This is a genomic window from Atribacterota bacterium (assembly GCA_028703475.1).
Taxonomy (GTDB): domain Bacteria; phylum Atribacterota; class Phoenicimicrobiia; order Phoenicimicrobiales; family Stramentimicrobiaceae; genus JAQVMU01.
Genome location: JAQVMU010000032.1, coordinates 1 through 6527, shown reverse-complemented (window position 1 = coordinate 6527; position 6527 = coordinate 1). Strand labels below are relative to the sequence as shown.

Genomic DNA, 6527 nt, shown 5'->3' with positions numbered 1-6527 from the left:
CATCTGCATTAATGACTTGCCATTTATTTGAATCTGCCATACTATTTGAATATCCTTTCTTACTTCTTAAGCCCAAGTATATCTCAAATAACCCGTTCATACAATAGTTAGAATTTTTGATTAAAAAATATCTTTTTAAAAACTGTAGAAGTGTAGATTAGTAGTTTTGTTAAGAAATAAAATCTAATTAAAATTATTTAAATATCTGATTATAAAGAGAGGTATGTTATAATTATTAAATAGAACAATTAATTTTTAAAAGATAGGAATAATGTGAGTTCAGAACGTTATAGTTTAATAAAAAAGATTGATTTATCTCCAAATCAGATATTGGTATTAGGATTCTTATCGATAATTATTATAGGGACTTTTTTACTCCATCTTGATATAGCTTCCAGCAGTGATAGATCAATCAAATGGATTGACGCCTTATTTACAGCTACTTCAGCTACTTGTGTTACCGGATTAATTGTTTTAGATACTGGCAGGGATTTTTCTATCTTTGGGCAATGGGTTATATTAATTCTCTTTCAGATTGGCGGACTGGGAATCATGACTTTTTCTACTATGTTTGCTTTTCTCCTTGGCAGGAAAATTTCTCTCCGGCAGCGGCTGATCATCCAGGAGTCCCTTAACCAGTTCTCTATTGGTGGATTAGTCCGATTGGCTAAATATATTATATTTTTTACTATCTTTTTTGAAGGTCTTGGCACTATTCTATTGTATTTTAACTGGCACAATCTACCAGATGCTCATTCACCCCTTTTTCTTTCTTTTTTTCATGCGGTATCAGCATTTTGCAATGCAGGTTTTTCGTTGTTTAGTGACAGCCTGGAACAATTCAATTTAAACATTGGAATAAACTTAATCTTCTTGGTGTTAATTGTTTTTGGAGGAATTGGTTTTTTGGTTTTGGTTGAGCTTTATGAGTTTCCAAAAAAACAAAGATTATCCTTACACAGTAAACTGGTATTAGTAGTAACAATAATATTACTAATTATCGGGACCACCGGTCTTTTTCTTTTAGAAAGGAATAATAGCAATACATTGCAACCATTAATGTTAAAGGGGAGAATTCTTGGCTCTTTATTTCAATCTGCTACAGCCAGAACAGCAGGATTTAATACCATTTCCATTGGTCTGTTAGGGAATGCCAGTCTATTGCTTTTGATAATATTAATGTTCATTGGAGCATCACCTACATCTACGGGAGGAGGGATTAAAACAACAACATTTTCTATTGCTTTTCTATGGATGTATTATACTCTAAAGGGACGCAGACATCTTTACCTGTTTTACAGACAGATATCAACTAAAATATTAAACAAAGCATGGGCAATATTAATGCTTTCTTTGAGCTGGATTTTAGCCATGACAATGTTGATTTCTTATTATGAAAAATTTGACTTTATTGAATTATTATTTGAAGTTGTTTCCGCATTTGGTACTGTAGGGTTATCTACAGGGATAACAAACATGCTATCCCCTGCAGGAAAAATTATCATAATTTTAACTATGTTTTTAGGCAGGCTCGGACCTCTTTCACTGGCTTTGTCATTGATTATAGACAGACATCCGGAATCAATTCAATATCCTGAAGGACATGTTATGGTTGGTTAAATTCATTATTTTTTAAAAAAAGGGGATTAGAGGATGAAACAATTTGTAATATTTGGTTTAGGCAGCTTTGGTTCAGCGGTTGCTACTACCTTAGTTGAGCTGGGTCATGAAGTATTAGGGGTAGACAACGATATGGAGAAGGTAGATATGTTTAAGGATGTTATAACTAAAGTAGTTAAAGTTGATGTAACTGATGAGAAAGTTTTAAAGGAACTGGGAGTTAAAAATTTTGATGCCGCTATTGTCAGCCTGGGGACAGATTTGGAAGCAAGTATACTAATTACCATTATGTTGAAAGAGATAGGACTGCAATATGTTGTCACTAAAGCTAATAGTCTGCTTCACGGGAAAGTGCTGGAGAAAATAGGTGCTGATAGGGTTGTATATCCTGAAAGAGATGAAGGAATCAGAATTGCAAGAAGCTTGATTATGCCCAATGTAAAAAATCAGATGGAATTATCTCAACAGTACAGTCTTATTGAGATAGCTGCATTGCCTGTTTTTTGTGAAAAAACTTTAGGGGAACTGGATTTACCGGGCAAATACGGAGTGACCTTATTAGCTATTCGCAGGGGCAATCAATTTACCTTTTCCCCCACTGAAAGACATACTGTTAATGAAAACGAATACCTCATTTTAGTGGGGGAAAACAAAAAGATTGATCAATTGATTACAAAATTTAAGGCTTCAGAAGAAGATAAGAAGAAAAAATCTAATGATAGTAAGAAAAAGGCTTCTAAAAAGGATAAGAAATAAAAATTTTGAGTTTAATAAAAAATATGACAAAAATGATAATTAAACTCAGGTCATAACCATTTTTTCTTTTTAAAGAAAAAAAACATTCCTAATCCTATGAGGAACATGACGGAGAGGATAGTTGGATAGCCCCATTTCCAGGACAATTCCGGCATATGTTTAAAATTCATACCATAAATACCGGCAACAAAAGTTAGTGGAATAAAAATAGTTGCAATAATTGTTAACACTTTCATGACTTCGTTCATCCTATTGCTTACACTGGAAAGATAGATATCAAGCAAACCGGAAATCATATCCCTTAGTGTTTCAGTAGTTTCTATTATCTGTATAGTATGGTCATATATATCTCGCAAAAATAATTTAGTATTTTTGTGAACTAAATCTGATTCATCTTTCTCTAATTTGTTGATTACTTCTCTTAGTGGCCAGACAGCATTTCTCAGGAAAATTAAGTTTCTTTTTATCTGGTGAATAGTCTGCTGATTATCAGGTGAAGGATGAGCGATTAAGATATCTTCCAATAATTCTAACTTATCACCTACTTTTTCTAAAACCAGGAAATATTGGTCAACAACAGAATCAAGTAACGAATAAAGGAGGTAATCGGAGTCGCTTTTTCTGATTTTCCCTGCTTCATTTTTTATTCTCTGTCGCACAGGGTTGAATACATCACCTTCCTTTTCCTGGAAGGAGATCACTGTATGGTCTGTCAAAATAAGACTTATATGTTCTATGGAGAGTTCCTGTTTGTCATTATCCCAGTAAATCATTTTAAGGGCTATATAGATATAATTAGAAAAATATTCTATCTTTGGCCTCTGGGCGGTGTTCATTATATTTTCTAATGTTAAAGGATGTATTTTAAATGATTGCCCGATTTGTTCAATAATATCAGTCTGATGAATACCGTCAATATTAATCCAGGTTATTGTCGGTTTTTCCAGATATGGAATACATTTTTCGATACCGTCCACTGTTTTTTCTTCTAAATATTCGGGAGAATAATCAATTATAGATATTTTTGGCTTTTCCAAAAATCTTTCACCTATATGAACCGGTGTTCCCGGGGTTAAACCAATAGATTTACCCCTTTTTTTTAAAAATTTAGCCAAACTATCCTCCTGCTTCCAAAATTTTCCATCAAATCAGTTACTCTTGTTCTTTATCATTGTTATTAACTGATTCCTGCTCTAAATTCTTTTCTTTTTGTATTTTATCAGGGACAGAACGTGTTTTTTTAATCCGTGTTAATGTACTAAACAAAAAACTGGTAGCCAACCCGGCAATAAAAGTTATAATAAGAATTAATGCCAGAGAGCTTTCAACTCTCCAGGTGATAAAACTCACTGTAACAGGTACGGCATTTTGTAAGGCAAATATAACCGCTAACACGGCAATGAAAGCTGCAATAAATAGATATGCTTGCACGGTATCCTCCTTTTATAAGTTAGATGTATAAGTAAACATATATTATTCTACAGTTTTATCTTTTATTTCATCTTTTTCCAGGAAAAGAGTCTGGGTGGATAGGCGAACTCAATTCCTCTTTTTTCGAATTCTTCTTTCATTTTAAAATTGATTTCCTGCTGAATATCCATATATCTACTATAATCTCTACTATTTACATAATAAACTACCTCAAAGTCCAGACTAAAATCTCCAAAGGATGCAAAATGAACTCTGTCTAATATTGCTCCATTAAGTTGTTTTATTATTTCGGTTACCAAATCAGGAATACCTTTCAGCTGTTCCAGAGAGGTCTGATAAATAACGCCAAATTTAAACAGTATTCGTCTTCTTCTCATTCTTTTATAGTTACGCAGACGGGAATTTACCAAATCAGTGTTAGAAAATACTATTTCCTCCCCGCTTAGACTTCTGATACGAGTAGTTTTTATGCCTATACTTTCAATAGTACCTGAAAAGGCATCAATGGTAATAAAATCACCTATTTCAAAGGGATGGTCAAAAAAGATAATAAAATAACTGAACAGGTCTCCCAGGATATTTTGAGCAGCCAGAGCTACGGCAATACCACCAATTCCAAGACCAGCTATCAGGGCAGATACTTGAATTCCCAGGTTGTCTAAAAGGATTATAAAGGCAATAATCCAAATGATAATTCTAAAAAAAGTCTCAATACCCCGAATAGCGGTTATTCGGGTTGCATTGCTTTCTTTTTTAATCAGGTAGTTTTCCAGGAAATAAGAGAAGATGGAAAGAATAAAACGCACACCGAAGAAAATAAGAAGAGCAATAATTGCAATATTTACAATTTTTTCCAAGGATGAGGGAATTTTTAATTGTGTAAAGCCAAGATAGAAAGCCCCGAAGTACAGCAGATTAACAAATGGCTTTATTTTGTTTTGAAATGCTTCGACGAATTTGTCATCTACTCTGGTTGTGCTTTTCCGGGCAAATGAGCTGAGAAGTTTAATTAGAAACTTCTTTAATACATTTATCAGGAATACCAATAATATAAAGATACCCAGTGCCATAATATAGTCTATTAGTTGATTACCAAAGTATACTTGCTGTAGAAAACCGTTAAACATATAAACCCCGAAATTTATACTAATTTAAGAACTTGTTGATAACATTTTAATATATTAAAAATATGTAAGCAAATCGAACTAAAAATAATTTTATTATGGGTAAATTTGGTTAAAAAGCTGATCAGCAATTCCCTGGTCAAGATTTTTTAATATCTTATATTCCTCTAATGCCTGGTTTCTTTCTTCAAGAATTAAAAAGGTTATGCCCAATCCATAATGTGCATAAACATAGTCGGGATCGATCCGGATTGCCTCTTGAAATGCTTTCTTTGCATTTTCATATTCTTCAATTTTTCCGTAAGTCCACCCCAATGCATAATATGCATCTGCATCATCAGGGGATTGCTCGATTGCTTTTTCGAATGCTCCAACAGCTTCCAGGTGCTGATTTATTTCATTATATACCCATCCCAGATTATAATAAACATATGTATAATCCGGGTTTAAGGCAATGACTTTCTGATAAGCATCAACTGCCTGTTCGTATTTTGCTTTTTGATTGTTAAGCCAACCCAGGTAATAATAGGCATCAGTTAGCCCTTTATTAATCTCTACTGCCTTCTCGAAAGCCTCAATTGCCTGGTCAGTATTATTAAGCTTTTGATGAATAATACCTATTTGAAAGTAAATCTGAGCAGCTTCTTCCGGCAAATAGTGGGCAGCCCTTTCCAGAGCACTGATTGCTTCCGAATGACGTTCTAAATCTTTGTAAATAAGACCTAATTCATGAAAAGCCGGCCCATAATCTGGTTTCATCTCCAATGTTTTGTTTAGTGACCGGATTGCTTTTTCAAATTCCAGTATTTCTTTATAACTAAGTCCCAAACCATAATAAGAATGGTAATCATCAGGAGTAAGCTGTAAAGCCTGGTTAAAAGAATCAATTGCAAGATTTATCTTTTTGGTTTTTAAATAAGTCAGGCCTAAAGTGTAATGTGCATCTGAGAAATCAGGATTAATTCTAATTGATTCTTTTAATGACTGCTGAGCATCGGCATATTCTTCCAACTCATACTCAGTTAATCCCAGGTTGTAATAGGCTGAAAGATAGTCAGATTTTAGATTAATAGCATTCTGATAATATATTCTTGCTTTTTCAAGCTGGTTGGTTAAGCGATATATCTGACCTATTTGAAAATGAGCTTCCGGGTAATCTGGTTTGATATTCAGTATTTCTTGAAACACAGTAACTGCTTCTTCATATTTTTTTTCATTTTCCAATAGATTGATTCCCTGAAAATACAAATCTTCAACAGACTGGTTTTGCGCCAGAACAGAAATAGAGGAAGGAACAATAAAGAATAGTAGTATCAAAAAAATTAGTATTAACAGATTTGATAATTTAGAAAATTTTTGAATATCCATTAAGCACCCCGTTGTAAATAATATGGTTTAACGTAATATTTTCTGGCTATATTTTTTCGGTTACCTTACTTATTGATAAATATTATTTTAACCACAATATAATATTATAATATATTTTACTATTTTTTGATATTATATTGATAGTGATTTCTGGAAATATATTATTTTTTAAGCACGTTGAATGCCTGTTTTGCTATTTCTATAATTTTCAGAGAGCCAGTACAGATA

6 protein-coding genes are annotated in these 6527 nt (G+C 33.0%); 2 read left to right on the top strand and 4 right to left on the bottom strand.

All coding sequences use genetic code 11. The annotated features are described in order from the left end of the window. The first annotated feature begins 273 nt into the window (after positions 1-273). Together PHQ99_04900 and PHQ99_04895 are read left to right on the top strand one after the other, a co-directional pair. Positions 274-1620 (top strand): TrkH family potassium uptake protein, encoded by a 1347-nt coding sequence (locus PHQ99_04900; GenBank protein MDD4288906.1) that lies wholly within the window; start codon positions 274-276, stop codon positions 1618-1620. A gap of 33 nt (positions 1621-1653) precedes the next feature. Continuing rightward, a complete protein-coding gene (locus PHQ99_04895) occupies positions 1654-2376 on the top strand; it encodes a TrkA family potassium uptake protein (protein MDD4288905.1) in 723 nt (240 codons plus the stop codon). A gap of 50 nt (positions 2377-2426) precedes the next feature. Here PHQ99_04895 and corA read toward each other — a convergent pair whose 3' ends face one another. The 4 genes from corA to PHQ99_04875 all read right to left on the bottom strand — a co-directional run bounded on the left by corA (position 2427) and on the right by PHQ99_04875 (position 6299). Continuing rightward, entirely contained in the window at positions 2427-3491 is a 1065-nt protein-coding gene (gene corA / locus PHQ99_04890) for a magnesium/cobalt transporter CorA (GenBank protein MDD4288904.1), read from the bottom strand. A 37-nt stretch (positions 3492-3528) separates the two neighbouring features. Beyond that, positions 3529-3807, bottom strand: coding sequence for a LapA family protein (locus PHQ99_04885; protein ID MDD4288903.1), 279 nt, complete (start codon positions 3805-3807; stop codon positions 3529-3531). A gap of 62 nt (positions 3808-3869) precedes the next feature. Then, positions 3870-4934, bottom strand: coding sequence for a mechanosensitive ion channel family protein (locus PHQ99_04880; protein MDD4288902.1), 1065 nt, complete (start codon positions 4932-4934; stop codon positions 3870-3872). 93 nt (positions 4935-5027) lie between these two features. Further along, complete coding sequence (locus PHQ99_04875; protein MDD4288901.1) at positions 5028-6299, bottom strand: tetratricopeptide repeat protein; 1272 nt, start codon at positions 6297-6299, stop codon at positions 5028-5030. Positions 6300-6527: the final 228 nt, after the last annotated feature.

Excerpts from the sequence above, each read along its gene's own strand:
- PHQ99_04895 (MDD4288905.1), top strand. The coding sequence starts at position 1,654 with ATGAAACAATTTGTAATATTTGGTTTAGGCAGCTTTGGTTCAGCGGTT.
- PHQ99_04880 (MDD4288902.1), bottom strand. The coding sequence starts at position 4,934 with ATGTTTAACGGTTTTCTACAGCAAGTATACTTTGGTAATCAACTAATA.
- PHQ99_04875 (MDD4288901.1), bottom strand. The coding sequence starts at position 6,299 with ATGGATATTCAAAAATTTTCTAAATTATCAAATCTGTTAATACTAATT.